Below are 26,120 nucleotides of genomic sequence, written 5' to 3'. Positions count from 1 at the left end.
ACCAGGCGTTTCTTCGCCTGGTCGCAGCGGAATGGCTTGGCGCTGAACTCCAGCGATCGGTCTTGCGGAGTTCGGGCCGTCAGGTCGGAGACTGAGTCGGGGCAGGGGCGGTGATTCGGAAGGGCGCGGGGGCCGGGCGCTCCCCTGACGCGGCCTCGGCGATGATCCGTCCCAGCAGCGGGGCGAACTTGGCGCCGTGGCCCGAGCAGGGCGAGGCGACCGTGATGCCACCGACGCCGTCGATCACGAAGTCCTCCGTGGGGGTGTTGGTGAACAGGCATGTCGTCTCGGCGTAGGGCTCGGGCACGAGACCGGGAAGGAATCGCTGGACGTACGCCACGATGCGCTCCCGGTGGTCCGGGTCGATCTCGCCTGTTCGCGCGGACGCGCTCGGGATCGGCCTACCACCGTTGTACTGGGCGATCTTCAGTCCGCTCCGGCCACCCTTCAGCCCGTTCGGGCCGTCGGGGAGTGCCGCGTCCCGGCCGCCGGGCAGCCCGTAGACCAGCATGTCGGCCTCATGGTGGATGAACGTTGGCCAGGCTCCTTCCGTGACGTCTCGGTAGGGGAAGTGGAAGACGTTCTCCTGCATCACCTGCACGGGTGGGAACGCGGACAGGAACGCCGCCGGCAGACCGAGGTGTTCCAGCAGGTCGGGGAGCCAGCCGCCGGCGGCGATCACGACTCTCCCGGCCTCCTCAGTGCGCCCGTCCGCGCTCACCGCCCGGTATCCGGCGCCTGCTCGCTCGACCCGCGCCACCGGCCAACCCGTTTCCACCCGGGCGCCCCCGTCCTCGGCCAGCCGCAGCATCGCCGCTACCGTCGTCTCGGCGTCGACGACACCGCCGCCGGGATGCCACAGCACCCCACTGTCGAAATCGAACTGCGGCCAGCGCGCGGCTGCGGCGGCGGCGCTGAGCAGCTCGTGCTCGACGCCGACCTCGTCGAACACCGCCGCCTGCGCCGCCGGATCCCCGCGCTCGCCGAAGTTGAGCGCGCCGGTCGGTGTGAAGAGCCGCTCGCCGGAGGCGCGCTCCAATTCCTCCCAGGCCTGCCGGGCCTCGACGGCCAGCCGGACGTAGAACGGGTCCGCATAGCCGTAACGGAAGATCCGTGCGGAGCCGTGCGAGCTCCCTTGGGCGTTGGCCGGCGTGGAGCGCTCCAGCACCGTTACCTCATGGCCCCCGCGAGCCAACCGCCAGGCCGTTGCCGCCCCGGTCAGCCCCGCCCCGACGACGATGTAGGAGCCCATCGCGCTCTTCCTCCCGCGAGCCCGAGCCCGAGTCCATGGATCGTCCGGGCCGTTCCAGGTCACCCTGCCAGACGCGATGGGGACTGCGCGTGGGGCTGCGCAGCGCCTCGGCGTTGTGTCTTGAGCGATGTCCTGAGCGATGTCCTGAGCGGTGTTGGGGGCTGTGTCTTGAGCGGTACTTGGGTCGTGCCTTGGGTCGTGTTTGGGGCCGTGTCTGCGCCGCGCACCGGGCCGCGCACCGGGCCGTGCCTGGGCTGTGTCTTGGGCCGTGCCCGGGCCGTGTCTGCGCCGCGCCCTGGGCTGTGGCTTGGGCCGTGCTTGGGCTGTGCCTGGGCCGTGTCTTGGGCTGTGTTTGGGTTCCGGCTTGATGAGTGAAGTGCGCGCCTCCAACGGCGGTGATCGGGGTGTATGCCTCCAGCGGTGGTGAGGGGTGTACGCCTCCAATAAGGGTGGGTGGCGCGGGTTGGAGCGGAGGGGGCTGCGCAGGGTCGTGGCGCAGCGTCTTGGGTGGTGTCGTGAGCGGGCTCCTCTGAGGGTGATCGTCGGGTGGGCGGCGCGGGTTGGAGCGGAAGGTGCTGCGCAGGGTCGTGGCGGAGCGTCGTGGTGCAGGGGTGTGGGGGTGTCGTGGGTGGACTCCTAGTGGCGGAGGGGGGTGGCGGCGACGGTGGCGGTGGCGAGGACGTGGGCGCCGGCTTCGGTGAGGGCGCGGGTGGCTTCGGTGAGAGTGGCCCCCGTGGTGACCACGTCGTCGGTCAGGAGGACGCGGGCGCCCTGGACGGAGGGGTGGGCCTCCAGGGCGCGGGCGAGGTTGCGGGCGCGGGCGGCGCGGGTGAGGCCGGACTGGTCGGCGACGGTGCGGCGGTGGTGGAGGGCGGCCAGGCCGGTGACGGGGTGGCCGCGGCAGCGGAGCTCGCGGACGGCGGTCTCGGTGAGGCGGCGGGTGGGGTCGTGGCCGCGGTGGCGCGTCGCGGCGCGGGTGGAGGGGGCGGGGACGACGACGGCGGGGACGGGGGGGGAGGGGGAGGCGAGGAGGGCGGCCTCCAGGGAGGCGGCGAGGGCTTGGCCGAGGGGGACGGCGAGGGCGGTGAGGCCGCGTTCCTTGTGGGCGGTGATGGCGGCTTTGGGCGGGCCTTCGTAGGGGGCGGCCGTCCAGCAGGGCGGGAGGTCTCGGAGGTGCGGGACGCGGTGGGGCGGGCGGGCCAGGTGGCGGGTGCAGCGGGGGCAGAGCAGGCCGGGGGACCGGGAGCAGCCGGCGCAGGTGGTCGGGAGGAGGAGGTCGAGGAGGTCGGTGAAGAAGCTCATGAAGCAAGGGTGCGCGGCGGAGGTGCGGGGCGGGAAGAGGGGCGCGGGATTGTGGATAACTTCGACGCGGCCCAGCTCAGGCCAGGTGTAGTCCTGTTTCTGGCCTGCCTCCATCCTGTCCCCGGCCTCGGCTCCGGTCTGGTCCAGTTCTGATCGGCTCGGCCTTGGTCCCGTTCTGATCGGCTCAGGGCTCGGCCTTGCTCCGGTTCGGCTCAAGGCTCAGGGTTCGGCCTTGCTTCGGTGCGGATCGGCTCAGGGCTCGGCACCGTCTGGTTCGGGATCGGGCGGGCTCAGGGGTGAGAGTGCGGTTACTTGAGGGGGAGAGTGACTTTCTTCACGCTTCCGGTCGAGGCGGGGGATTACCTACCGTGATGGCGTGCTGTCGAAGTTGTTCGGCGGTGCGTGGTTACCGGTGGTTTCGCAGGCCATGCGCCGGTGGGCGGACGGTAGAGATTTTGTTAACCGGAGAACGGTGTTCAGGGAGGTGGCCTGGGCGGCGCCGGACGGGCGCAGCCCCTGTGTGCACAGGGGTTCACGGCAGGTGAGCGGAGCGGGACGGGCCGGTCGGCCGGGCGCTGTGGCGGGTTCCGATGACGGTGCGTGAGTTTTTCCTCGGGTCAGCCCGCTGACATTCGTGGCGGAAGGGGTTAGCGTTCCTGACATGGCACCCGCCCGGGTCCGTGGTTGCGTCGGATCGCAGTGCTCGTCAGGAGCACGGTGCGCGATCCGGCTAGCCGATGCCAGGCGCAGGCGAAACGGCCCACGTAAGGCGACTTCTCGTCGACCGATCACGGTGCGCCTTAGAGGTAAGCCCTGCCCCGCCGGAAGATCAGACATCCTCCGTACCGGGAGAAGGACAGTAGTGGCGATAGCGCCGCGAGCTCTTCAGCAGGCGGATGTGGGGACGAAGACCAGGTCGGCCGGGCGGGTGGCATCCCATCGAGCTGTAGTGCCCCGCGGAGCTATAAGGAGCCCCGCGTTGGGCAGGAGCACGCCAACGAAGGGGGGTCTCGCGTGGACATCATCGTGAGAGGCCGGCACACCGACGTCAACGACAGGTTCCGGCAGCACGTCGACGGCAAGCTCGCCAAGATCGAGCGACTCAACCAGAAGGTCATCCGCGTCGACGTGGAGGTCTCGGAGGACCGCAACCTGCGCCAGCCCGACCAGCGCGAGCGGGTCGAGCTGACGATCCGGGCGAACGGCCCGGTCATCCGGGCCGAGGCGGCCGCCGAGGACAGGTACGCGGCGCTGGACCTCGCCCTGGACAAGCTGGAGATGCGCCTGCGGCGCGACGCCGAGCGGCGCAAGCCCGGCCACGGCGGGCGGGCGCGGGCCAAGCTCGCCGGCCTGGAGCCGCTGCCGGACGACCTGCCCGCGGTGGTCCCGGCCGCCGCCAAGGCGGGCACCGCCGTGCAGGGGACCGACGACGAGGACGCCCTGTACGAGGACGTCGCCGCGCAGCTCGACGAGAACCTCGTGCCGATCCCGATGGACGGTGACTGCCCCGTCGTGGTCCGCGAGAAGTTCCACCGGGCCGACCCCATGACCATCGACCAGGCCCTCACGGAGATGGAGCTGGTCGGGCACGACTTCTTCCTGTTCCGCGACAAGGAGAGCGGGCAGCCGTCGGTGGTCTACTGCCGCCGCGGGTGGGACTACGGCGTTCTCCGCCTCGTCGAGGAGTAGATCGTCGCAGAGTGATGTGGCACTTGCGTCACGTCACCGCCCGAAGCGTGTCATGATCTAGAAAGGCGTAACCAGCAGGCCGTACGGGCGGCCGGCCCGGGCTCCCGGGCCGCCGCCCCGCGGCACCCTCCAGGTCCAGATCACGCACAGTGGAAGGGGGAAGCGGCGTCCCTCCACGCCGCGACTCAGGTGAGCGAGAATCCCGAGGCTCGCGGAACCCCCGCGGTACCCCGGCAGGCCGCCGCCGGCGCGGCCGACCCCATCCGGGTGCTGATCGTCGACGACCACGCCCTGTTCCGCCGCGGCCTGGAGATGGTCCTGCAGAGCGAGGACGACATCGAGGTCATCGGCGAGGGCGGCGACGGCCACGAGGCCGTGCAGATGGCCGGGGACCTGCTTCCCGACGTGGTGCTGATGGACATCCGGATGCCGCGCCGCAGCGGCATCGAGGCGTGCTCGGCGCTGAAGGAGGCGGCCCCCAGCGCCAAGATCGTCATGCTGACCATCAGCGACGAGGAGGAGGACCTCTTCGAGGCGATCAAGGCGGGGGCGAGCGGCTACCTGCTGAAGGAGATCTCCATCGACGAGGTCCCGCAGGCGGTGCGCGCGGTGTACGGCGGCCAGTCGCTGATCAGCCCGTCCATGGCGTCCAAGCTGATCACCGAGTTCGCCTCGCTGGCCAAGCGCAGCGAGGAGCGCACCCAGCAGGTGCCCGCGCCGCGGCTGACCGAGCGCGAGATGGAGGTGCTGCGGCTGGTCGCCCGGGGGCTCGGCAACCGGGAGATCGCCAAGGAGCTGTTCATCTCCGAGAACACGGTGAAGAACCACGTCCGCAACATCCTGGAGAAGCTCCAGCTGCATTCGCGGATGGAGGCCGTCGTGTACGCCGTCCGGGAGAAGCTCCTGGAGATCACCTGATCCCGGCCGGCCTCCGGAGGGATCACCACCGATGCCGTTTTGTCGGTGTCGTGCCGTAGCATCGCGGCGTGCTCGAACTCAGTGCTGACGACGCGCGCCGCCTGCAGCTCCGCGCCCAGGGGCTGCTCGGCGCGGACGGCCGCCGCGGCGGCGTCCCCGGCGTCCTGTCCCGGCTCGGCGCCGTCCAGCTCGACACCATCTCGGTGCTGGCCCGCTCGCACGAGCTGATCCCGTACGCGCGGCTCGGCGCCGTCGGCCGCGCCAAGGTCGAGAAGGCGTACTGGAACGGCGCGACGGCCTTCGAGTACTGGGCGCACGCCGCGTGCATCCTGCCCGTCGCCGACTGGCCCTACTTCGCGTTCCGCCGCCGCTCCTACGTCGAGCGCGGCTGGCGCTGGCACAAGGTCCCGGCGGCGGTCTGCGACGAGGTGCGCGCCCGGCTGAAGTCCGACGGGCCGCTCACCACCCGCGACCTCGGCGGCGCCAAGGCGGGCGGCGACTGGTGGGAGTGGAGCGACCACAAGATCGCCATCGAGTGGCTGCTGGACACCGGCGAGGCGGTCTGCGTCCGCCGCGACGGCTGGCGGCGCGTCTACGACCTCGCCGAGCGCGCCATCCCCGCCGACCTCCTCGACCGCGACCCGGCCGACGACGAGTGCCTCGCCTACCTGGTGCGCCGCTCCGGCCGCTCCCTCGGCGTCGGCACCCGCGCCGACCTCGCCGACTACTACCGGCTGAAGGCCCGCCACGTGGACGGCGCGATCGAGGCGAGCGGCCTCGTCCCGGTCAGGGTGCAGGGGTGGCGGCAGCCCGCCTGGGCCGACCCGGACGCGCTCGCCGCGCCCGTCCGCGGCCGGCACGCCACCACCCTGCTGTCGCCGTTCGACTCCCTGGTCTGGGACCGCCCCCGCACCTCGCGCGTCTTCGGCTTCGACCACCAGCTGGAGGCCTATGTCCCGAAGGCCAAGCGGGTGCACGGCTACTTCGTCATGCCGGTGCTGGCGGGCGGCCGGCTGATCGGGCGCGTCGACCCGGCGCGCGAGGGGCGGACGCTCGTCGCGCGGCAGGTGTCGCTCGAACCGCGCGCGATCGCGACCGCGACACGCCGGGAGGCGGCCACGAGATCGCTCGCCGAGGCGCTCCGCCGCGCGGCGGAGTGGGTCGGCTGCGACGCGGTGCGGGTGGAACGCATCGACCCGCCCGAGATCTCGCGCGATCTGCTGGACGGGTCGATCGATTCGGCCGGCTGAAAAGCGGGTCAGCCGTGCGGCGTGCTCTGCGTGTCGGTCTTCACCGGCCGGTCGAGCGTCTCGCCGGCCGAGCCGCCGCGGCGCTTGTCGCTGTGGCCGCCGAAGACGGAGTAGTCCACGATCTCCGGGATGACCCGGGGCGCGTCGACGACGACGTCGGTGAAGATGTGCACGAGGCCGGCGACCACCGCGCCGACCAGCACGATCGCCACGCCGACCCAGAACAGGATCCACTGCGGGCCGACGCACAAGGCGACCCCGCCGACGACGAAACCGGCGAACATGATGGCCACCGCGACCCATGAACTGGGGCGTCCGGCGTGCGAGCCGTGCGACTCTTCGGACATCAGCGCCTCCCCTCTGGTGCTCTGCATGATCACTAATTGTCCTCACCGCGCCCGTAAAGGCGCGGCGTTGCGTCCCAGGGTGACCTAGACCATCCTGGGTCTCGCCTACGATGGCAATCGTACGTGTGGTGTGCGCGCCGCCTTCAGGCGGTGACCCACGATCTGCAAGGAGCCTCCTAGAGTGCCGCCAGTCATCGACAAGATCCTTCGTGCGGGCGAAGGCAAAACCCTGCGCAAGCTCAAGAAGCTCGCGGATCAGATCAACTCGATCGAGGAGGACTTCCTCGAGATGAGCGATGCCGAGCTGCGCGAGCTCACGGACAAGTACCGTGAACGCATCGCCGACGGCGAGTCGCTCGACGACCTGCTCCCCGAAGCGTTCGCCACCGCCCGCGAGGCCGCCAAGCGGGTCCTCGGCCAGCGCCACTACGACGTCCAGCTCATGGGCGGCGCCGCGCTGCACCTGGGCAACATCGCCGAGATGAAGACCGGTGAGGGCAAGACCCTCACCTGCGTGCTCCCGGCGTACCTCAACGCGCTGTCCGGCGAGGGCGTGCACGTGGTCACGGTGAACGACTACCTGGCCAAGCGCGACGCCGAGTGGATGGGACGCGTGCACCAGTTCCTCGGCCTGGAAGTCGGCGTCATCCTCCCGCAGATGACCCCCGACGAGCGCCGGGTCGCGTACAACGCCGACATCACCTACGGCACCAACAACGAGTTCGGCTTCGACTACCTGCGCGACAACATGGCGTGGAGCCTGGAGGAGTGCGTCCAGCGCGGCCACAACTTCGCGATCGTGGACGAGGTCGACTCCATCCTCATCGACGAGGCCCGCACCCCGCTGATCATCTCCGGTCCGGCCGAGCAGAACTCCAAGTGGTACGCCGAGTTCGCCAAGATCGTGCCGCGGCTGAAGCGCGCCGAGCTGGTCTCCACCGCCGGCCAGGTCGACGAGTACGGCCCCGGCGACTACGAGGTCAACGAGAAGAAGCGGACCGTCGGCATCACCGAGGCGGGCGTGGAGAAGGTCGAGGACTACCTCGGCATCGACAACCTGTACGACTCGGTGAACACCCCGCTCGTGTCGTTCCTCAACAACGCGCTGAAGGCCAAGGAGCTGTACAAGCGCGACAAGGACTACGTCGTCATGAACGGCGAGGTCCTGATCGTGGACGAGTTCACCGGGCGCATCCTGCACGGCCGCCGCTACAACGAGGGCATGCACCAGGCGATCGAGGCGAAGGAGGGTGTGGCGATCAAGGACGAGAACCAGACCCTCGCCACGATCACCCTGCAGAACTACTTCCGCCTCTACAACAAGCTGGGCGGCATGACCGGCACCGCCGACACCGAGGCGGCCGAGTTCAACAAGACCTACAAGATCGGCGTGGTGCCGATCCCGACGAACCGGCCGATGGTCCGCAAGGACGTCGCCGACGTCGTCTACAAGACCGAGCAGGCCAAGTTCGAGGCCGTCGTCGACGACATCGCCGAGCGGCACGAGAACGGGCAGCCGGTGCTGGTCGGCACCACCTCGGTGGAGAAGTCCGAGCGGCTCAGCAAGATGCTGAAGCGGCGCGGCATCCCGCACCAGGTGCTGAACGCCAAGCACCACGAGCAGGAGTCGGCGATCGTCGCCGAGGCCGGCCGCAAGGGCGCCGTCACCGTCGCCACCAACATGGCGGGCCGCGGCACCGACATCGTGCTCGGCGGCAACCCCGACTTCCGCGCCGACCTGGAGCTGCACCAGCGCGGCCTGTCGCCGCTCGACACGCCCGAGGAGTACGAGGCGGCGTGGCCCGAGGCGCTGGAGAAGGCCAAGGAGGCGGTGAAGGGCGAGCACGAGGAGGTCACCGAGGCCGGCGGCCTGTACGTCCTCGCCACCGAGCGGCACGAGTCGCGGCGCATCGACAACCAGCTGCGCGGCCGCTCCGGCCGGCAGGGCGACCCGGGCGAGTCCCGGTTCTACCTGTCGCTGGAGGACGACCTCATGCGGCTGTTCAACTCCGCGCGGGTCGAGGCGATCATGACGCGCCTCAACATCCCCGACGACGTGCCGATCGAGTCCAAGATCGTGTCGAACGCGATCCGCTCGGCGCAGAGCCAGGTCGAGCAGCAGAACTTCGAGATGCGCAAGAACGTCCTGAAGTACGACGAGGTGCTCAACCGGCAGCGCAAGGTCATCTACGCCGAGCGCCGCTCGGTGCTGGAGGGCGCGGACCTCAAGGACCAGGTCCGCCGCATGATCGAGGAGGTCGTCCGCGGTTACGTGGCGGGCGCCACCGCCGAGGGCTACGCCGAGGAGTGGGACCTCGACAAGCTGTGGAAGGCGTTCCGGCAGCTCTACCCGATCACCCTCACCGTCGACGACCTGGTCGAGGAGGTCGGCGGCGACATCTCCGGCCTGGACGCCGAGACGCTCGCGACGCGCCTGCACGAGGATGCCGAGGCCGCCTACGCCAAGCGCGAGGAGGAGCTCGGCGAGGAGGTCGTGCGCGAGCTGGAGCGCCGCGTCGTCCTGTCGGTCCTGGACCGCAAGTGGCGCGAGCACCTCTACGAGATGGACTACCTCCAGGAGGGCATCGGCCTCCGCGCGATGGCGCAGCGCGACCCGCTGGTCGAGTACCAGCGCGAGGGCTACGACATGTTCAACGCGATGCTGGAGGGCATCAAGGAGGAGTCGGTCGGCTACCTGTTCAACCTCGAGGTCGAGATCGAGGACCAGCCGGAGGCGCCCAAGGTCGGCGCCAACCCGGTGGCCCTGGACGCGACCGCGGTGGACGCCGAGGTCGACGACGTCCCGGCGGACGCCGGGACCGACGACGTCCCGGTCATCCACGCCAAGGGCCTGGAGGAGCCGCAGCGGCCGAAGAAGCTCGACTACTCGGCGCCGACGGTCGACGGCGACGGCGGCGTGGAGCACCACACCGAGGAGGCCGCCGACGAGTACGCCGGCGTGAACCGCAACGACCCGTGCCCGTGCGGGTCGGGCAAGAAGTTCAAGCGCTGCCACGGGGACCCCAGCAAGAAGTAGGGTCCGGCACCGCAGCGGCCCCCGGGACGGATACCGTCCCGGGGGCCGCTGCGCGTCTCAGGCGGCCAGCCGCCTGCCGGGGGCGGGGACGCGGCGGGCGGTGGTCTCCACGGCGGTGCAGCACCAGCGGCCGCGGCGCAGCTCCAGCCGGAGCGCGATCGCGTGGACGTGCCCGCCGGCGTCCACGACGGCGCCCGCCTCGACGGCGGCGGGGGAGGGCCGCTGGAACCAGTGGCGCAGCACCGCCGGCGGGCGCGTCCGGCCTCCGGCGGGCGGGCGGAGCGCGGCGAGGCCCGCGCGGACCTCGGGCAGCGCCATCCCGGCGAGCTGCCGGTCCGGGCGCGCCCCCGTCACGACCTCGCTGATTAGCCGGACGGCGGCGAGCACGGCGTCGCGGACGGCCTCGCCGGAGAGCGGGTCCGGCCCGCCGCCGGGGGCCGGCGGGACCGCCCGCAGCGGCGCCGGGGACGGGCGGGACGGCGCCACCGCCCGCACGAGCCGGACGGGCGCGGGCCGCGCGGGGGCGGGCAGGGGGACGACGGCCGGGACGGCGGCACGCCTGGGGTCCATGGGAACTCCTCGAGGGGTGTGAGGGGACACCCTTCAAGAGGCGCGAGCCGCACGGAAAATACGTCCTGGCCGGATCAGGCCAGAACCGTAACGTCCGGGGCCGGGAACGCCGCTGCGGCGGGCGCTCGGGGAGCGCCCGCCGCAGCGGGTCGGGCGGCCCCCGCCTTCGTCCTGGTGGGGAGGGGGGCCTGCGGAGGCGGGACGGTCCGTGGGCTGACGGAGCCGTCCGGGAGCCGCGTGGTCCTACTTGGTGTCGGGCTCGGCCTTCGGCTCGGCGGCGGGCGCCGGGTCGGGGTCGGGGTCCGCGGCGGCGGGGGCGCCGACCGTGGCCTTGTCGGTCTCGACGGCGGGGGCCTCGGCGGCGGCGACCTCGGGGGAGGCGGCCGGGTCGGCGGCGACCGACTCGACGCCCTCGGGCTCGCGGCCCGGCGTCGCGAGGTTGAACCGCTTGATGATGAAGTAGAACAGGAAGTAGTAGATCACCGCGTAGATCAGGCCCATCAGGACGAGCTCCCACAGCTTGTGGGTGTTGGGCTTGGACCCGTTGATGAACATGTCGATGAAGCCGGCCGAGAAGCCGAAGCCGAGCTTCATGCCGAGCGCGTTCGCGACGGCCATGGACACGCCGGTGAGGATCGCGTGCACGCCGAACAGCAGCGGCGCGACGAACACGAAGGCGAACTCGATCGGCTCGGTGATGCCGGTCATGAACGCGGTGAACGCCGCGGAGATCATCAGGCCGCCGACGGCCGGGCGGCGGTGCGCCGGGGCGGCGCGCCAGATGGCGAGCGCCGCGGCGGGCAGGCCGAACATCAGGACGGGGAAGTAGCCCGTCATGGACCAGCCGGCGCCGTCCTGGCCGTTCAGGTAGCAAGAGAGGTCACCGGTGTAGGACTTGCCGCCGACGGTGCAGTCGGGGATCTGGAACCAGACGACGTTGTTGACGATGTGGTGCAGGCCGAACGGCAGCAGCAGGCGGTTGACGACACCGTAGATGGCCGCGCCGAGGGTGCTGTGGTCGGAGATCCACTCACCGGCGTTGGTCAGGCCCTGGCCGAAGAAGGGCCAGATCCAGCCGAAGAGCAGGCCGAGTACCAGCGCGGCGAAGGCGGTGATGATCGGCACGAACCGGCGGCCGCCGAAGAAGGCCAGCCAGGTGGGCAGCTTGATCCGGTAGAAGCGCTGGTAGAGCAGGGCGGTGACGATGCCGATGACGATGCCGCCGAACGCCTGGGTGGGGTTGGTGGTCGCCAGGTCCAGGACGACCTTCGGCTTGCCCGGGTTGTCCGGATCGAACAGCTGCTTGGTGATCTTTCCGTAGACCGTGGTCTTCTCGTCGAAGGTGTGGAAGAACATGGTCATGCTGACGTAGTGGAAGACCAGGTAGCCCACCACGGCCGCGAGGCCCGTAGAACCGTCGGACTTGCGGGCGAAGCCGACCGCGACGCCGACCGCGAACAGTAGCGGCAGCCAGGTGAACAGGGCCCCGCCGGCGGAGGCGAAGATCTCGGCGACCCGGTCCGCTCCGGCAAAGTTGATCTTGGCGGCGTCGTTCTCGCCCAGAAAGTCGGGCTGGCCGAGGCGGAGCAGCAGGGCGGCGGCGGGCAGCACGGCGATCGGCAGCATGAGGCTGCGGCCGATCCTTTGCAGGAGGGCGAGGGCGCTGGACCCTCGGCTCGGGGCGGCGGTGCCGCCCACGGCGGTGGTGGAACTCATTCGGGGGGTGTCCTTCCTCGGATCTCAGGGGAGTGACGGGGGGTTTCCGAGTGCCGTGTGGATCTGGTACCTGTCGGCCCGGTAGGTCGACACGCCCAGCTCGGCGCAGACGCCGTTCGTGAACGAGCGGCGCCGGAGGAGCAGCACCGCGCTGCCCTTCGCTATCTGCAGGTGCCGGGCCTCGGCCGTGTCGGCGAGGCCGGCGTCGATGGTCTGGTCCCCGGCGTCGAACACCAGCCCGTAGACCGCCTCCAGCACCCCGTACAGCGACCGGTCGGCGAGCCGCCGGTCGAGCAGGTCGGGGGCCAGGGACGCCAGGACGTGCGCGCGTTCGAGCGCCATCGGCTCGCCGCCCGCCGTGCGGAGCCGCTCCACGACGTGGACCGGCGTGCCGGGGGCGACGTCGAACATGCGGGCCAGCCAGCCGTCGGCCGGGACGGTCCGCCGGGACAGGTCGACGGCGCCGGGCCGCAGCCCGCGCGCCAGCATGTCCTCGGTGAACGACACGAGCCGCAGGGGCATCTCCAGCTTCGGCCGGGCGACGAACGTGCCCTTGCCCGGCACCCGGTAGAGGCGGCCCTCGGTGACCAGCTGGTCCACCCCCTGGCGGACCGTCATCCGGGAGAGCCCGTACCGTCCGCACAGCTCGCGCTCCGAGGGGATCGGCGCGTCGACGGGCAGCTCCGCGCCGTCGATCAGGTCGAGCAGGATCGCGCGGAGCTGGAAGTACTTCGGGACCGGGCTGTTCGGATCAATGGTCGTCACGGGATGTTCCTAGCAGGGGGAACCGGTATCGACAGGGGTTCGTACTGGTCTAGGCCGGACTAGACCACAGCTCCGGAAGGGGTGTCAATGCACGAATCGGTAACGAGCCGCTGCGAATCGGTGCAGGTCAGGGTGTTCTGCGAGGTCGCGGGTGTGGCGGGGGTCACGCGTCCGCGCCGTCGGGCGCCTCCTCCGGCTCGCGGCCCGGGGTGGGCAGGTCGAAGCGCCGGATGAGGAGGGTGAAGACGGCGAAGTAGAGGACGAAGTAGACCGTGCCGAGCCCGACGACCAGCCACAGGTGCCGGGTGTTGTCCTTGGTGGCGTTGAGGACCAGGTCGATGAGCCCGGCCGAGAAGGTGAAGCCGAGCTGGGCGTCGGCGGCCGCGAGCAGGTACATCGACGCGCCCGTCAGGAGGACGTGGATCGCGTACAGCGGCGGCGCGGCGAACATGAACGAGAACTCGATCGGCTCGGTCACCCCGCAGACGAACGCGGTGAGCGCCGCGGAGACCATCAGGCCGCCGACGGCGGCGCGCCGCTCGGGCCGCGCGGCCCGCCAGATGGCGAGGGCGGCGCCGGGCAGCCCGAACATCAGCACCGGGAAGAAGCCGGACAGGAACGTGCCGGCGTGCGGGTCGCCCGCCAGGTACCGGTTGATCTCGCCGTGCACGGCGCCGTCCGGCCCGTCGTAGGTGCCGAACACGAACCAGATGAGCGAGTTGAGGATGTGGTGCAGGCCGAACGGCAGCAGCAGGCGGTTCGCGACGCCGTACAGGCCCGCGCCGGCGGCGCCGAGGCCGGTCAGCCGGTCGCCGAAGTCGTCGATCCAGCCGCCGAGGGCGGGCCAGACGAGCCCGAACGCGACGCCGAGGAGCAGCGCGGCGGCGGCGCTGACGATCGGGACGAAGCGGCGGCCGCCGAAGAACGCCAGCCAGGACGGCAACTTGATCTTGTAGAAGCGCTGGTAGAGCAGCGCGACCAGGATCCCGACGGCGATGCCGCCGAGGACCTGCGTCGGGTTCTTCAGCCCGTACCCGACCACCTCGCGCAGCGACCCGTCGTCCTGTCGCACGACCTGGACGACGTCGCCCTTCAGCTCGGCGCTGTGCGCGAACAGCGCCTTGGAGACGCGGTCGAACACCAGGTAGGCGGCGACGGCCGCCAGCGCGGTCGACCCGTCGGCCTTGCGGGCGAACCCGATGGCGACGCCGACCGCGAACAGCAGCGGCAGGTTGTCGAGCAGCGCGCCGCCCGCCGCCGCGCACACCTCGGCGACGCGCGTCCAGCCGAGGCCGTCCGCGCCGAGCAGGTCGTCCTGCCCGAGGCGGAGCAGGATGCCGGCGGCGGGCAGCACCGCGATCGGCAGCATCAGGCTCCGGCCGATGCGCTGCAGGACGGCGAGGGCCGACGACCGGGCGCGGTCCGACATCTTCTTTTCCATCCGGTTGGTGGAGTATGGTGCTGGCTGGTCTAGTCCGGACTAGACCAGTTGGGAGCCGGATCGCCCGCGGTCGCGGCGGCACAGAGAGCGCACACCCATGGCAACGCTTCTGATCAGCGCGAACAGCATGATCACTTCCCCCGGGGCGGGTCCTACCCGCCCGCCGGGCCCGGGATTCGTCCGGATCGAGGACGGCGTGATCGCCGAGGTCGGAACGGGCCGCCCGGACCGCGCCGACGTGCGCCTGGACCGCGGCGTCCTCGCTCCCGGCCTGGTGGACCTCCAGGTCAACGGCTTCTACGGGCACGACGTGGTGGACGCGGACGAGGCCGGCTGGCACGAGGTCGTGTCCCGGCTGCCCGAGACCGGCGTGACGTCGTTCCTGCCGACGTTCATCACCGCGCCCGTCGCGACCCAGGCCGCCGCGCTCCGCGGCCTCGCCGGGCTGCTGCCCGGCCTGCCCGCCGGCACCCGCGTCCTCGGCGTCCACCTCGAAGGGCCGTTCCTGTCGCCGAAGCGCAAGGGCGCCCACAACGAGGGGTTCCTGACCGACCCCGACCCCGCCGCGGTCGCCGCGCTGCTGGAGACCGGCCTCGTCAAGCTGGTCACCCTCGCGCCCGAGCGGGACGGCGCGCTGGAGGCGATCCGCACCCTCACCGCGGGCGGCGTCCTCGTCAGCGTCGGGCACAGCGACGCGACCGCCGCGCGGGCCGCGGCCGCCGCCGACGCGGGCGCCCGCATGGTCACCCACATCTTCAACGCGCAGACCGGCGTCGACCACCGCAGCCCCGGCGTCGCCGTGCAGGCGCTGATCGACGAGCGGCTGCACCCGGGCCTCATCGCCGACCTGCACCACGTCGCGCCGGAGGTCTGCGCGCTGGTGTTCCGCGCCGCGCCCGGCCGCGTCGTGCTCGTCACCGACGCCGCCTCGGCCGCCGGGATGCCGCCCGGCGAGTACGAGCTCGGCGGCGAGCCGATCACCCTGCCCGAGCAGGGGCCGCCGGTCCGCGCCGACGGCACCATCGCCGGATCCGGGCTGCGCCTGGACGAGGCGATCGGCAACCTCGTCCGCACCGGCCTCGATCCGGTCACCGCGATCGACGCCGCCACCCGCGTCCCGGCCGACCTGATCGGCCGCCCCGACCTCGGCCGCATCGCGCCCGGAGCCGCCGCCGACCTCGTCTGGCTGGACGGCGGGTACCGGACGCTTGCGACATGGGTCAACGGGCAGAACGTCTTCCAGGGGGGATCATGACCACCAGCCGCATGCGGGCCGAGATCGGCGAGCAGCCCGGCGCGCTCGACCGCACCATCGACGGGCTGCTGCCGCGCGTGCCCGACGTGGCGCGCCTCGCCCGCGACACCCGCCAGGTGCTGTTCATCGCGCGCGGGTCCTCCGACAACGCCGCCGTCTACGGCCGCTACCTGGCCGAGGCGCGCGCCGGGCGCCTCGCGACGCTCGCCGCGCCGTCGATCGCCACGACCTACCGGCGCGACCTGGACCTGTCCGGCGTGCTCGCCGTCGCGATCAGCCAGTCCGGCAAGACCGAGGAGATCGTGCAGACGCTGGAGTGGGCGGCCCGCTGCGGCGCCCGCACCGTCGCGGTCACCAACGGGCACGGCTCCCCGCTCGCCGAGGCCGCCGAGGTCGCGCTGCTCACCGAGGCCGGCGACGAGCTCGCCGTCCCCGCCACCAAGACCTACACGACGCAGCTCGCCGCGCTCGCCGTCCTCGGGCTCGGCCTCGGCGCCGACGTCGCGGGCGACGACCTGCGCCGCGTCCCCGACCAGGTCGCCCGGCTGATCGAGGCGACCGAGGCGTCCGACGCGCTCCCCGAGATCGTCGCGGGCCTCGCCGGCGTGCCCGGCGCCGTCGTCTCCGGCCGCGGCCTCGCCTTCGGCACCGCGCTGGAGCTCGCGCTGAAGCTGAAGGAGGCGTGCTACCTGCACGCCATGGGCCTGTCCTACGCCGACCTGCTGCACGGGCCGATCGCCGTCGTGGACGAGCGGACGCCCGCGATCCTCGTCGCGGCGGGCGACGGGCCGACGCTGCCGGGCACCATCGCGCTCGCCGAGCGGGTCCGCGGGGCGGGCGCGGCGGCGTTCGGCGTCGGCGGCGGCGCGGGCCTCGCGGCCGCGAGCAGCGCCGCGCTCGCCGGCCCCGACCTGCCCGAGTGGGTCGCCCCGCTCGGCCTCATCGTCCCCGGCCAGATCCTGGTGGAGAATCTGGCTCGCGCGCTCGGCCTGGACCCCGACGTGCCCCGCGGACTCAACAAGGTCACCCAGACCGACTGAACGAACACCAGGAGATCAGGACATGGACAAGGCCGAGGCCATCGTCGCCGCGCTCGGCGGCGCCGACAACATCATCGAGATCGAGCCCTGCGCCACCCGGCTGCGCACCGAGGTCCGGGACGGCGGCGCGGTGGACGACGCCGCGCTGAAGGCCGCCGGCGCGTACGGGGTCATGCGCTCGGGCACCGTCGTGCAGGTGGTGGTCGGCCCCGAGGCCGACACCCTCGCCAGCGACATCGAGGACATCCTCGACTGAGGGCCTGCGGAGGCACTGACATGACGCGAGTTCTCTCCCCCGTCCCCGGCCGCGTGGTCGGCCTGGCCGGCGTGCCCGATCCGGTGTTCGCCCAGGCCATGGTCGGCCCCGGCACCGCCGTCGACCCCGCGCGCGGGCCCGGCGCCGCCGCCGCGCCCGTCGCCGGCACGATCGTCAAGCTGCACCCCCACGCCTACGTGGTCGTCGACGCCGAGGGGCACGGCGTGCTCGTGCACCTCGGCATCGACACCGTGCAGCTGAAGGGCGCGGGCTTCGAGCTGCTCGCCGCCGAGGGCGACCGCGTCGAGGCCGGGCAGCCGGTCGTGGCGTGGGACCCCGCCGCGATCGAGGCGGGCGGCCGCTCCCCGGTCTGCGCCGTCGTCGCGCTGGACGCGGGCGCCGACGCGCTGTCGGGCGTCCGCGAGGACGGCGACGTCGAGCGCGGCGCCGAGCTGTTCGCATGGAGCTGACGCTCCGGGCGGTCGCGTTCGACATGGACGGCACGCTCGTCGACACCGAGCCGCGCAGCCGGATCCTGTGGGCGCGGCTCTTCGACGACCACGGCGCCCCCTACGACGACGACGTCCTGTCGTCGTTCACCGGGCGGCGCGGCCGCGAGGCCCTCGCCGACCGCCTCCACCTGTTCCCGGGGCGGACCGTCGAGGAGCTGTTCCAGCAGGTCGTCGGCTACGACCACGACGACCCGGCGCTGCCGGCGGCCGAGCCGGTGCCCGGCGCGCTGGAGCTCGTCCGGGCGCTGCACGCCGCCGGGGTGCCGCTCGCCGTGGTCACCTCCGGCGTCCGCCGCTACGCCGAGGAGATGCTCGTCTCGCTCGGCGTGCGGGACCTGCTGGACGCGGTGGTGACCGCCGACGACGTCGCCACCGGCAAGCCCGCCCCCGAGGGGTTCCTCGCCGCGTCCGCGCGGCTCGGCGCCCCGCCGGCCGCGATGGTCGCGTTCGAGGACGCGCCCGCCGGGGTGGCCGCGGCCAAGGCCGCGGGTATGACCTGCATCGCGGTGACCACCACGCAGCCGTCCGCCGCGCTCGCCGCGGCGGACGGCGTGGTCGCCGATCTCACCGGAATCGACGTGCTGCCCGGACCCGCGCTGCGGGTGCGGGGGGCCTCACGAGGAGTCTGAAGTGTCCGAGCGCACCATCAAGGTCGAGTCGAAGGTGGGCCTGCACGCCCGCCCGGCGGCGCTGTTCGTGCAGACCGCCGCGCAGGCGCCGATCGACGTCACCGTCGCCAAGCCCGGCAAGGAGCCGGTCAACGCCAAGAGCATCCTCGCGGTGCTGGCGCTGGACGCCCGGCACGGCGAGGAGATCACGCTGCGCGCCGACGGCGACGGCGCCGACGAGCTGCTGGCGAAGCTGGCCGCCGTCGTGGCCGAGGCGGAGCCCAAGGGTGCCTGACGTCCTGCGCGGCGCGGGCGTCAGCCCGGGTGCGGGGCACGGGCCGGTGCGGGCGGTGGCGGGCGCGGTGCCCGAGCCGCCCGCCGGCGCCCCGGCCGAGGCGGGCGACGCCGAGCGGGCGCTCGCCGCGCTGGAGGCCGTCGCGGCCGACCTGACCGAGCGCGGCGAGCGCGCCGCGGCCGCCGGGAACGCCGAGGGCCGCGACGTGCTGGCCGCGCAGGCCCTCATGGCCCGCGACCCCGGCCTCGCCGACGCCGTGACGGCGCTCGTCGCGGGCGGCACCGGCGCGGCCCGCGCGGTGTTCGAGGCGTTCGCCGGGTACCGGGCGGCGCTCGCCGGCGCCGGCGAGTACCTGGCCGCCCGCGTCGCCGACCTCGACGACATCCGGGACCGCGCCGTCGCCCGCCTCCTCGGCGTCCCGATGCCCGGTGTCCCGGTGTCCGACGAGCCGTTCGTGCTGGTCGCGCGGGACCTCGCGCCCGCCGACACCGCCGTCCTCGACCGCGGCCGGGTGCTCGCCTTCGTCACCGAGGAGGGCGGCCCGACCAGCCACACCGCGATCATCGCCCGCACCCTCGGCGTCCCCGCCGTCGTCGCGCTCCCCGGGGCGACGGAGCTGGCGGACGGCACGGTCGTGCTGGTCGACGGCACCGCGGGCACCGTCACCGTCGACCCGACCGGCGCGCAGGTCGCGGCGGCGCGGGCCGCGGCGGAGGCGCGCGCGTCGGCGGTCGCGGACGCGTCCGGGCCGGGCGCGACCCGCGACGGGCACCGCGTCCCGCTGCTCGCCAACATCGGCGGCCCGCAGGACGTCGAGGCCGCCCTCGCGCACGGCGCGGAGGGCGTCGGCCTCTACCGCACCGAGTTCCTCTTCCTCGACCGGACCGAGCCGCCCGGCGACGCCGAGCAAGAGGAGGCTTACCGCGCGGTGCTGGAAGCCTTTCCCGAAGGCAAGGTCGTCGTCCGGACCCTGGACGCCGGCGCGGACAAGCCCCTCGCCTTCCTCCCGCCCCCGTCCGACGAGCCGAACCCCGCCCTCGGCGAGCGCGGGCTGCGCATGGCGCGGCGGCACCCCGAGATCCTCGCCGCCCAGCTCGCCGCGCTCGCCCGCGCGTCCGCCGGGCAGGGCGCGACGCTGCAGGTCATGGCGCCGATGGTGACCGAGGCGGCGGAGGCCGCCCGGTTCGCCGCCGACTGCCGCGCGGCCGGCCTCGACCACCCCGGCGTCATGGTCGAGGTCCCGGCGGCGGCGCTGCGCGCCCGCGACCTGGCGGGCGAGGTGGAGTTCTTCAGCGTCGGCACCAACGACCTCACCCAGTACGCGTACGCGGCCGACCGGCAGGTCGGCGGCCTCGCCCACCTCCAGGACCCCTGGCAGCCCGCCGTCCTCGACCTCGTCGCGATGGCGGCGGACGCCGGCGTCCCCTGCGGGGTCTGCGGGGAGGCGGCCGGCGATCCGGTGCTCGCGTGCGTCCTGGTGGGGATCGGCGTCACGTCGCTGTCGATGAGCGCGCCGTCCCTGCCGCTGGTGCGCGCCGCGCTCGCCCGGCACTCGCTGGAGGAGTGCCGCGAGGCGGCGGCCGCCGCCCGCGCCGCGCGCTCGGCGTCCGGCGCCCACGGGGCGGCCCGCGCGTCCCTGCCGGGCCTGGAGGAACTGGGCCTGTAGGGCGGATCCGGCGGCGACGCCACCCGGTGTAGGGGTGGCGTCGCCGCCTTTTACCTGACTCCCACGATCTTCTTGAGGTAGCGCTCGACCTGCGCCTCCAGCGGCGGCCAGACGACGTCCGGCTGGTGCAGGCGCATCGAGACGGCGCCGTGGACGGCGGACCGCAGGTCCAGCGCGACGATCTCGGGATCGTCCTCGGGCGCCAGCCCGGCCTCCATCACCTCCCGGACGGCGGCGGTGGTGCGGTCGGCGAGCTCCTGCTTGCACTGCCCGACCGACTCCGAGCTGACGCTGCCCTCGTGCAGCACCCGGTAGAGGCCGGGATGCCGCCAGATCCAATCGCCGCGCGCCTGCACGCGCGCGCGCAGCCGTCCCACCGGGTCGCCCGCCTCGGCGGCGGCGGTGTCGACCGCCTCGATCATGTCGCGGTGGTAGCGCTCCAGGGCGGCGGCGACCAGCGCGTCCCGGTCGGCGAAGTGCAGGTACACCGACGTCGCCGCGATGCCCACCTCGCGGGCGACCGCGCGCAGCGACAGCAGCTGCTCGTCACCGAGCTCGTCGAGCATCCGCAGGGCCGCCGTGACGATCTCCTCGCGCAGCAGCTCGCCCTGCCCGCGCCTGTTGCGGCTGCGCGCCGCTCCCGAAGTGCCGCCCATGAGGGCCATTGTAGCCAAGCGAATGTAGCGCTACAGTCATAGCGCTACAGGTGTTCACTTACGGAGGATGGGACCGTGGACGACCCGAACATCGACGATCTGGACCGGACGGTGGCGGCGGTGGACCGCCTGCTCGCCGCCGTCCCCGACTGGGACGCGCCGACGCCCTGCACGGGCTGGGACGTGCGCGCGCTCGCCGCGCACCTGGCGCTGCTGAACCTGCGGTTCGCCGGACTGGCGGGCGAGCCGGCGGGCGAGCCGGAGGGCGACCCGCTCGCGGCCTGGCGGGCGTCGGCCGCCGCGCTGCGGGCGGCGTTCGACCGTCCGGACGCCGACGGCGAGCGCCTCGCGCTCCGCATCACCGACCTGCTCGCCCACGGCTGGGACCTGGCCCGCGCCACCGGCCGTCCCGCCGGCCTGCCGGACGACCTCGCCGAACGGTCGCTGGCGTTCGTACGCGAGCGCCTGGACGGGCGCCCGCGCGGCGACGCGTTCGGCCCCGAGCGGCCCGCGCCCGGCGACGCCCCGGCGATCGACCGGCTGGCCGCCTACCTCGGAAGGGACGTGCGATGACCACGACGGTGCAGACGGGCCCGGAGGCCCCGCCCGACCCGCGGCGCTGGTGGGCGCTCGGCGCGGTCGCGACCGCGCAGCTCATGGTGGGGATCGACCTCACCATCGTGAACATCGCGCTGCCGTCCGCGCAGCGCGACCTCGGCATGTCCGACCCGACCCGGCAGTGGGTCGTGACGATCTTCGCGCTGACCTACGGCGGCCTGCTGCTGCTCGGCGGGCGGCTGTCCGACCTCGCCGGGCGCCGCCGGATGCTCGTCATCGGGCTGGCCGGGTTCGCGCTCGCGTCCGCCCTCGGCGGCATCGCGACCGGCCCGGCGACGCTGCTCGCCGGGCGCGCCCTGCAAGGCGCCTTCGGGGCGATGCTCACCCCGGCGGTGCTCGGCACGCTCGGCGCGACCTTCCCGGCGCCGGCCGAGCGCGGCCGCGCGTTCGGGCTCTACGGGACGGTGATGGGCAGCTCGTCCGGCCTCGGCGTCATCGCGGGCGGCCTGCTCACCGACTACCTCGACTGGCGCTGGTGCATGTTCGTGAACCTGCCGATCGCGGTCATCGCCGGCGCCGGGGTGCTCTACGCCGTCCGGCCCGCGCCGCGCCATCCGGACGCGCGGCTGGACGTGCCCGGCGCGGTGCTCGCCACCGCCGGGCTGATGGCCCTCGTGTTCGGGTTCTCCCGCGCCGAGACCGACGGCTGGGGCGCCGGCACCACCCTCGCGGCGCTCGCCGCCGGGCTCGTCCTGCTCGCGGCGTTCGTGGTGACGCAGACCCGCGTCGCCGCGCCGCTGCTGCCGCTCCGCGTCGTCCTCGACCGGCGGCGCGGCGCCTGCTACCTGGCGGTGCTGTCGCTGTCGGTCGGCATGTTCGCGGTGCTGTTCTTCCTCACCTTCTACCTCCAGGACGTGCGGGGCTGGTCGCCGGTGCGGACCGGCCTCGGCTTCCTGCCGATCACGGCGGGGCTGATGGTCGGCGTCCGGCTCGTCGGGCGGCTCCTCGCGCGGGCGCCGGTCCGGGCGCTGCTCGCGCCCGGCATCCTCACCGTCGGGGCGGGCGTCGCGCTGCTCGCCCTCGTCCACCCGGGCAGCGGCTACGCCGCGCACGTCCTGCCGGTGCTGCTGCTCGTCGGCCTCGGCGGCGGCTGGACGCTCGTCGCCGCGAACTCCACGGCGACGCTCGGCGCGGGCGCCGACACCGGCACGGCGGGCGCGATGGTCATGACGTCGCAGCAGATCGGCGCGTCCCTCGGCACCGCGCTGCTCAGCACCGTCGCGGGCACCGTCGCCGTCCGCTACCTGCACACCCATCCGGGCGCCGCCGCGGCCGCCGCCGTCCACGGCTTCAACATCGCCGCCGCCGGCGCCGCCGCCTTCCTCGCCGTCATGGCGCTCACCGTCCACACCATCGCCGGCCGCCGCTGACCCGCCCGGGGGCGGGGTCAGGAGAAGGGGAGGCCGGCGGCGAGGAAGGCGAACTGGCGGTCGTAGAGGGCGGTGACGTCCGCGGTGCAGCCGCCGTCGACCCAGTGGCGCAGGACGGTGAAGGACAGCGCGATCACGGCCGCGGCGGCGGTGGCGACGTCGAGGTCGTCGGGGGCGCGGCCGGTGCGTTCGGCGATCAGCTCGGCGAGCCGGCGCTGGCTCGTGAACTGGTCCTCGAACGCGCGGGCCCGGATGTCGGGATCGCTCGTCGCGAGCCGGATCTGCACGGCCAGCGCCGCCGCGTCGCGCTCGATCACCGCCCCGATCGAGTCCGCGACGACGCGCCGCAGCGACTCCAGCAGCGGCTCGTCGCGGGGCCGGGCGCGCAGGGCCTCGGCGAGCGGCAGGTCGTGCTCGTCGGCGAGGACGATGTCCTCCTTGGTCGCGAAGTAGCGGAAGACGGTGCTCGGGGAGACCTCGGCGGCCGCCGCGATCTGCTCGACCGTGGTCGCCTGGTAGCCCTGCTCGGCGAACAGCCGGTACGCCTCCCGGCGGATCGCCCGCCGCGTCCGCAGCTTCTTCCGCTCCCGCAGCCCCAGCCCCGCCTCCGCCGAGATCTCCCCGCTCATCGCCTCGCCTCCGGGATGTTCATCGGATCTCCTTCGTGGATACCCCGGCCTTCGGGCCGGGGAGGAAACGAAGCTCCCGCGTAGCGGGGCGGGGAAAGGCGAATCGCCGCCAGGGCGATCCGGCGTCCACGGTAACCGGCCGAACCCTGCGGCTCACACGGAAACTAATGGAGTGTGAGGCATGGCGCAGCAGGTCGAGCGGGCTTTCAAGTACCGCTTCCACCCCACCGGCGAGCAGGCGGCGGAGCTGTCGCGCACGTTCGGCTGCGTCCGCCTGGTCTACAACAAGGCGCTGGAGGAACGTACGCGCGCCTGGTACGGCGAGCAGCGCCGTATCTCCTACGTGCAGTCCTCGGCCGCGCTGACGCAGTGGAAGAAGACCCAGGAGCTGGCCTTCCTGGCCGAGGTGTCGTCGGTCCCGCTCCAGCAGGCGCTGCGTCACCTTCAGACGGCGTTCGGGAACTTCTTCGCCAAGCGCGCCAAGTATCCCCGGTACAAGAGCCGCAAGAAGTCTCGCGCGTCGGCCGAGTACACCCGCTCCGCCTTCACGTGGCGTGAGGGGAAGCTGACTCTGGCGAAGATGACGCAGCCGCTGGACATCCGGTGGTCCCGTCCCCTGCCCGAGGGAGGGGAGCCGACCACGGTGACGGTGTCGCGCGACAGCGCGGGACGCTGGTTCGTGTCCCTGCTGTGCGAGGATGGCATCGCCCCCGCGCCCGCCACCGCGAACGCGGTCGGTATCGACGCGGGGCTCACCTGCCTGGTGACCCTGTCCACCGGGGAGAAGGTCACCAACCCCGAGCACGAGCGCCGCGACCGCGCCCGCCTGACCCGCGCGCAGCGGGCACTGTCGCGCAAGGAGAAGGGCTCGGCGGACCGGGAGAAGGCCCGCCGGAAGGCGGCCCGCGCCCACGCGCGGATCGCCGACCGGCGCCGGGACTTCCTGCACAAGCTGACCACCCGGCTCGTCCGTGAGAACCAAACGGTCGTGATCGAGGACCTCGCCGTCCGCAACATGGTCAAGAACCACGGCCTGGCGCGTGCCATCGGTGACGCGTCGTGGACGGAACTGCGCTCCATGCTGGAGTACAAGTGCGCCTGGTACGGGCGCGAACTCGTCGTGATCAACCGCTGGTTCCCCAGCTCGAAGCTGTGCGGGGCCTGCGGAACGGTCGCGGCGAAGATGCCGCTGAACGTCCGGGAGTGGACGTGCGAGTGCGGCGCGGTGCATGACCGCGACGTGAACGCGGCACGCAACATCCTGGCCGCCGGGCCGGCGGCGTCCGCCTGTGGAGACGGTGTAAGACCTCAACGGGAGTCCTCCCGGACGGGGCGGTCGTCGATGAAGCAGGAAACCCGGCGGGCGACCGCTGGAATCCCCCGCCTTTAGGTGAGGGAGGAAGTCAAACGGGCAATTGTCCCGGGTGGGGGGCGGGGAGGGGAAGCTCGGGGGCCGGGGCGCGGCGGGGGAGGAGGACGGCGGCGAGGACGGCGACGGCCAGGGCGGTGGCGCCGCAGAAGGCGAGGACGAGGTCCATGCCGTGCACGAACGCCGCGAGGGCGGCCGGGTCGCCGTTCGCGGCCGCGACCGAGTCGCGGGTCGCGGCGGGGGCGCCGGCGGGCAGGCGGGAGCGGTAGCCCGCGTTCAGCAGGCTGCCGAGGCCCGCGACGCCGAGGACGCCGCCGAGCTGCTGGACGGTCTCCAGCAGGCTGGTGCCCGCGCCCGTCCCCTCGGCGGGCAGCGCCCCGACGGCGAGGCTCGTCGCCGGGACCATCGCGAGGCCGAAGCCGAGCCCGGCGACCGACAGCCAGGCCGCGGTGAAGGCGTAGCCGTCGGACGGCGCGGTCGTCGCGCCGAGCAGCGCGCCGCCGCCGAGCAGGACGAGCCCCGCCGCGATCACCGCGCGGGCGCCGAGCTTCGGCACCAGCGCCTCGCTGAGGGTGGCCGCCGCCATCAGCCCGCCGATCAGCGGCAGCACCCGCAGGCCGGTGGACAGCGCGTCGCCGCCGAGCACGTCCTGCAGGTACTGCGGGACGACGAACAGCAGCCCCATCACCGCGAAGTTCACGAACACCGCCGCCAGCGCGCCCCACCGGAACGCCCGCCCGGCGAACAGGCCGACGTCGACCAGCGGGTCGGGGTGGCGGCGCTGCCGCCGGACGAACAGGACGAGCAGGACGGCGCCGCCCGCCAGCGTCGCGAGGACGGCGGGGTCGCCCCACCCGGCGGCGGGGACGCGGATCGTGCTGTAGACGACGGCGGTGATGCCGGCCGCGCCGAGCAGCGTCCCGGCCAGGTCGAACGGGCCGGACGCGGCGCGCCCGGCGGGGCCGTCGGCGGGCAGCAGCCAGGCCGCGGCGGCGAGCGCGGCCGCCGCGACCGGCACGTTGAACAGGAACACCGCGCCCCAGGAGAAGGAGTCGAGCAGCCAGCCGCCGACCAGGGGCCCGGCGGGCATGCCGAGCGCCGTCCCGGCCGTCCAGACCGCGATGGCCCGCGACAGCTCGTCCGGGGCGAACAGGCGCGGCAGGATCGCCATCGACAGCGGCATGATCGCCGCGGCGCCGAGGCCGAGCAGCGCGCGGACCGCGATCACCTGGCCGGTGGTCGCGGCGAACGCGCCGGCCAGCGAGGCCGCGCCGAACAGCGCGATCCCGGCGAGCAGCAGGCGCTTCTGGCCGAACCGGTCGCCGAGCTTGCCGGCCGGCAGCAGCGCCACCGACAGCGCCAGCAGGTAGCCGCCGTTGATCCACTGGAGTTCGGCGGCGCTCGCGCCGAGGTCGCGGGCCAGGGTGGGCAGCGCGACGGTGATCACGGTGCCGTCCAGGCCGATGATCAGCACGCTGAGGGTGAGCGCGGCGAGCGCGAGCCAGCGGCGCGGGGAGCGGGTGCCGGGGGGAGCCACGGCGGACCTCCAGATATCGACA

At 73.3% G+C, this 26,120-nt stretch carries 24 protein-coding genes; 14 read left to right on the top strand and 10 right to left on the bottom strand.

What is annotated here, in order from left to right:
- Positions 1 to 79: 79 nt before the first annotated feature.
- Both K1Y72_RS19400 and K1Y72_RS19395 read right to left on the bottom strand, forming a co-directional pair.
- Positions 80 to 1,252: an FAD-dependent oxidoreductase gene (locus tag K1Y72_RS19400; protein WP_220167797.1), complete on the bottom strand. Its 1,173-nt coding sequence runs from the start codon at positions 1,250 to 1,252 to the stop codon at positions 80 to 82.
- 636 nt (positions 1,253 to 1,888) lie between these two features.
- Positions 1,889 to 2,554, bottom strand: coding sequence for a ComF family protein (locus K1Y72_RS19395; RefSeq protein WP_220167796.1), 666 nt, complete (start codon positions 2,552 to 2,554; stop codon positions 1,889 to 1,891).
- Positions 2,555 to 3,568: 1,014 nt separating this feature from the next.
- On the opposite strand from K1Y72_RS19395, the gene hpf reads away from it, so the two are divergent.
- From hpf to K1Y72_RS19380, 3 genes are all read left to right on the top strand, one after another.
- Positions 3,569 to 4,243 carry a ribosome hibernation-promoting factor, HPF/YfiA family gene (gene hpf / locus K1Y72_RS19390; protein WP_220167795.1) on the top strand — a complete coding sequence of 225 codons (675 nt, stop codon included), beginning with the start codon at positions 3,569 to 3,571 and terminating at the stop codon, positions 4,241 to 4,243.
- Positions 4,244 to 4,432: 189 nt separating this feature from the next.
- Positions 4,433 to 5,161, top strand: a complete 729-nt coding sequence (locus K1Y72_RS19385; RefSeq protein ID WP_220167794.1) for a response regulator — start codon at positions 4,433 to 4,435, stop codon at positions 5,159 to 5,161.
- Positions 5,162 to 5,229: 68 nt separating this feature from the next.
- Positions 5,230 to 6,411 (top strand): winged helix-turn-helix domain-containing protein, encoded by a 1,182-nt coding sequence (locus tag K1Y72_RS19380; RefSeq protein ID WP_220167793.1) that lies wholly within the window; start codon positions 5,230 to 5,232, stop codon positions 6,409 to 6,411.
- A gap of 8 nt (positions 6,412 to 6,419) precedes the next feature.
- On the opposite strand, the gene K1Y72_RS19375 is transcribed toward K1Y72_RS19380, so the two are convergent.
- A complete protein-coding gene (locus K1Y72_RS19375) occupies positions 6,420 to 6,785 on the bottom strand; it encodes an HGxxPAAW family protein (protein ID WP_258572876.1) in 366 nt (121 codons plus the stop codon).
- Positions 6,786 to 6,939: 154 nt separating this feature from the next.
- Here K1Y72_RS19375 and secA point away from each other — a divergent pair, with 154 nt between their 5' ends.
- Complete coding sequence (secA, locus tag K1Y72_RS19370; protein ID WP_220167792.1) at positions 6,940 to 9,795, top strand: preprotein translocase subunit SecA; 2,856 nt, start codon at positions 6,940 to 6,942, stop codon at positions 9,793 to 9,795.
- A 57-nt stretch (positions 9,796 to 9,852) separates the two neighbouring features.
- Here secA and K1Y72_RS19365 read toward each other — a convergent pair whose 3' ends face one another.
- From K1Y72_RS19365 to K1Y72_RS19350, 4 genes are all read right to left on the bottom strand, one after another.
- A complete protein-coding gene (locus tag K1Y72_RS19365; protein WP_220167791.1) occupies positions 9,853 to 10,365 on the bottom strand; it encodes an Rv3235 family protein in 513 nt (170 codons plus the stop codon).
- Between the two features lie 243 nt (positions 10,366 to 10,608).
- The gene (locus K1Y72_RS19360; protein ID WP_220167790.1) at positions 10,609 to 12,081 is read right to left on the bottom strand and encodes a PTS transporter subunit EIIC; all 1,473 of its coding nucleotides are present in this window, start codon (positions 12,079 to 12,081) and stop codon (positions 10,609 to 10,611) included.
- 24 nt (positions 12,082 to 12,105) lie between these two features.
- On the bottom strand, positions 12,106 to 12,846 hold the full coding sequence (locus tag K1Y72_RS19355) for a GntR family transcriptional regulator (RefSeq protein ID WP_220167789.1): 741 nt from the start codon (positions 12,844 to 12,846) through the stop codon (positions 12,106 to 12,108).
- A 163-nt stretch (positions 12,847 to 13,009) separates the two neighbouring features.
- Positions 13,010 to 14,275: a PTS transporter subunit EIIC gene (locus K1Y72_RS19350; protein ID WP_258572873.1), complete on the bottom strand. Its 1,266-nt coding sequence runs from the start codon at positions 14,273 to 14,275 to the stop codon at positions 13,010 to 13,012.
- Between the two features lie 109 nt (positions 14,276 to 14,384).
- On the opposite strand from K1Y72_RS19350, the gene nagA reads away from it, so the two are divergent.
- From nagA to ptsP, 7 genes are read left to right on the top strand one after another with little or no spacing between them, the layout of a single operon-like run.
- Positions 14,385 to 15,542 (top strand): N-acetylglucosamine-6-phosphate deacetylase, encoded by a 1,158-nt coding sequence (nagA, locus tag K1Y72_RS19345; protein ID WP_220167787.1) that lies wholly within the window; start codon positions 14,385 to 14,387, stop codon positions 15,540 to 15,542.
- Entirely contained in the window at positions 15,539 to 16,582 is a 1,044-nt protein-coding gene (locus K1Y72_RS19340; protein ID WP_220167786.1) for an SIS domain-containing protein, read from the top strand. Before nagA ends, K1Y72_RS19340 begins: the two co-directional genes overlap by 4 nt.
- Before the next feature lie 22 nt (positions 16,583 to 16,604).
- Complete coding sequence (locus K1Y72_RS19335; RefSeq protein WP_258572870.1) at positions 16,605 to 16,838, top strand: PTS sugar transporter subunit IIB; 234 nt, start codon at positions 16,605 to 16,607, stop codon at positions 16,836 to 16,838.
- A gap of 20 nt (positions 16,839 to 16,858) precedes the next feature.
- Positions 16,859 to 17,308, top strand: a complete 450-nt coding sequence (locus tag K1Y72_RS19330) for a PTS sugar transporter subunit IIA (RefSeq protein WP_220167785.1) — start codon at positions 16,859 to 16,861, stop codon at positions 17,306 to 17,308.
- The gene (locus tag K1Y72_RS19325; protein ID WP_220167784.1) at positions 17,299 to 17,979 is read left to right on the top strand and encodes an HAD family hydrolase; all 681 of its coding nucleotides are present in this window, start codon (positions 17,299 to 17,301) and stop codon (positions 17,977 to 17,979) included. The genes K1Y72_RS19330 and K1Y72_RS19325 overlap by 10 nt, the downstream gene beginning before the upstream one ends.
- 1 nt (position 17,980) lies before the next feature.
- Positions 17,981 to 18,253 carry an HPr family phosphocarrier protein gene (locus K1Y72_RS19320; RefSeq protein WP_220167783.1) on the top strand — a complete coding sequence of 91 codons (273 nt, stop codon included), beginning with the start codon at positions 17,981 to 17,983 and terminating at the stop codon, positions 18,251 to 18,253.
- Positions 18,246 to 19,919, top strand: a complete 1,674-nt coding sequence (ptsP, locus tag K1Y72_RS19315) for a phosphoenolpyruvate--protein phosphotransferase (RefSeq protein WP_220167782.1) — start codon at positions 18,246 to 18,248, stop codon at positions 19,917 to 19,919. The genes K1Y72_RS19320 and ptsP overlap by 8 nt, the downstream gene beginning before the upstream one ends.
- A 50-nt stretch (positions 19,920 to 19,969) precedes the next feature.
- Here ptsP and K1Y72_RS19310 read toward each other — a convergent pair whose 3' ends face one another.
- Positions 19,970 to 20,575, bottom strand: a complete 606-nt coding sequence (locus tag K1Y72_RS19310) for a TetR/AcrR family transcriptional regulator (RefSeq protein WP_258572868.1) — start codon at positions 20,573 to 20,575, stop codon at positions 19,970 to 19,972.
- Positions 20,576 to 20,650: 75 nt separating this feature from the next.
- Here K1Y72_RS19310 and K1Y72_RS19305 point away from each other — a divergent pair, with 75 nt between their 5' ends.
- Together K1Y72_RS19305 and K1Y72_RS19300 are read left to right on the top strand one after the other, a co-directional pair.
- Positions 20,651 to 21,148, top strand: coding sequence for a TIGR03086 family metal-binding protein (locus K1Y72_RS19305; RefSeq protein WP_220167780.1), 498 nt, complete (start codon positions 20,651 to 20,653; stop codon positions 21,146 to 21,148).
- A complete protein-coding gene (locus K1Y72_RS19300; protein WP_220167779.1) occupies positions 21,145 to 22,563 on the top strand; it encodes an MFS transporter in 1,419 nt (472 codons plus the stop codon). The genes K1Y72_RS19305 and K1Y72_RS19300 overlap by 4 nt, the downstream gene beginning before the upstream one ends.
- A 17-nt stretch (positions 22,564 to 22,580) precedes the next feature.
- Here K1Y72_RS19300 and K1Y72_RS19295 read toward each other — a convergent pair whose 3' ends face one another.
- Complete coding sequence (locus K1Y72_RS19295) at positions 22,581 to 23,192, bottom strand: TetR/AcrR family transcriptional regulator (protein WP_220167778.1); 612 nt, start codon at positions 23,190 to 23,192, stop codon at positions 22,581 to 22,583.
- A 181-nt stretch (positions 23,193 to 23,373) separates the two neighbouring features.
- Here K1Y72_RS19295 and K1Y72_RS19290 point away from each other — a divergent pair, with 181 nt between their 5' ends.
- On the top strand, positions 23,374 to 24,582 hold the full coding sequence (locus tag K1Y72_RS19290) for an RNA-guided endonuclease InsQ/TnpB family protein (RefSeq protein WP_220167777.1): 1,209 nt from the start codon (positions 23,374 to 23,376) through the stop codon (positions 24,580 to 24,582).
- A gap of 13 nt (positions 24,583 to 24,595) precedes the next feature.
- Here K1Y72_RS19290 and K1Y72_RS19285 read toward each other — a convergent pair whose 3' ends face one another.
- Entirely contained in the window at positions 24,596 to 26,098 is a 1,503-nt protein-coding gene (locus tag K1Y72_RS19285; RefSeq protein WP_220167776.1) for an MFS transporter, read from the bottom strand.
- Between the last annotated feature and the right edge of the window lie 22 nt (positions 26,099 to 26,120).

The organism is Actinomadura parmotrematis (assembly GCF_019458805.1).
Lineage (GTDB): Bacteria > Actinomycetota > Actinomycetes > Streptosporangiales > Streptosporangiaceae > Spirillospora > Spirillospora parmotrematis.
Note: the sequence above shows the minus strand (reverse complement) of the source record. Positions and strands in the feature narration are given on the sequence as shown.